This window comes from Saccharothrix sabaoui, assembly GCF_051756985.1.
Classification (GTDB): Bacteria; Actinomycetota; Actinomycetes; order Mycobacteriales; family Pseudonocardiaceae; genus Actinosynnema.
The window spans coordinates 1-1,390 of record NZ_JBPKJK010000329.1 but is presented as its reverse complement, the minus strand read 5'-3'; the positions used below and the strand labels follow the sequence as shown (position 1 = coordinate 1,390).

At 56.4% G+C, this 1,390-nt stretch carries 1 rRNA gene; it reads left to right on the top strand.

What is annotated here, in order from left to right:
- Positions 1 to 1,387 (top strand): 23S ribosomal RNA (locus ACR807_RS41650); the annotation flags it as partial.
- Between the last annotated feature and the right edge of the window lie 3 nt (positions 1,388 to 1,390).

Genomic DNA, 1,390 nt, shown 5'->3' with positions numbered 1-1,390 from the left:
AGGCTGAGACGTGATGCATAGCCGATTGAGGCGAAGTAGAGTGATCCCATGCTGCCGAGAAAAGCCTCTAGTGAGTGTTCATGCGGCCCGTACCCCAAACCGACACAGGTGGTCAGGTAGAGAATACCGAGGCGATCGGGCGAACTGTGGTTAAGGAACTCGGCAAAATGCCCCCGTAACTTCGGGAGAAGGGGGGCCGAGGGATTTGAAGCCCCTTGCGGGCTAGGATTTTTCGGCCGCAGAGACCAGCGAGAAGCGACTGTTTACTAAAAACACAGGTCCGTGCGAAGTCGCAAGACGATGTATACGGACTGACGCCTGCCCGGTGCTGGAACGTTAAGGGGACCGGTTAGCTCTTCGGGGCGAAGCTGAGAACTTAAGCGCCAGTAAACGGCGGTGGTAACTATAACCATCCTAAGGTAGCGAAATTCCTTGTCGGGTAAGTTCCGACCTGCACGAATGGCGTAACGACTTCTCGACTGTCTCAACCACAGGCCCGGCGAAATTGCACTACGAGTAAAGATGCTCGTTACGCGCGGCAGGACGGAAAGACCCCGGGACCTTTACTATAGCTTGGTATTGGTGTTCGGTTCGGCTTGTGTAGGATAGGTGGGAGACTGTGAAGCGCTGACGCCAGTCAGTGTGGAGTCATCGTTGAAATACCACTCTGGTCGTACTGGATGTCTAACCTCGGTCCGTGATCCGGATCAGGGACAGTGCCTGGTGGGTAGTTTAACTGGGGCGGTTGCCTCCCAAAGAGTAACGGAGGCGCTCAAAGGTTCCCTCAGCCTGGTTGGCAATCAGGTGTCGAGTGCAAGTGCACAAGGGGGCTTGACTGTGAGACCGACAGGTCGAGCAGGGACGAAAGTCGGAACTAGTGATCCGGCCATGGCTTGTGGAAGCGTGGTCGCTCAACGGATAAAAGGTACCCCGGGGATAACAGGCTGATCTTGCCCAAGAGTCCATATCGACGGCATGGTTTGGCACCTCGATGTCGGCTCGTCGCATCCTGGGGCTGGAGTAGGTCCCAAGGGTTGGGCTGTTCGCCCATTAAAGCGGTACGCGAGCTGGGTTTAGAACGTCGTGAGACAGTTCGGTCCCTATCCGCCGCGCGCGTAGGATACTTGCGGAAGGCTGTCCCTAGTACGAGAGGACCGGGACGGACGGACCTCTGGTGTGCCAGTTGTCCTGCCAAGGGCATTGCTGGTTGGCTACGTTCGGAAGGGATAACCGCTGAAAGCATCTAAGCGGGAAGCTCGTTCCTAGATGAGGTATCCCACCCTTCGTGGGTTAAGGCCCCCAAGAGACCATTGGGTTGATAGGCCGGAGATGGAAGGTCGGTAACGGCTGGAGTTGACCGGTACTAATAGGCCGAGGACTTGCTCACAAA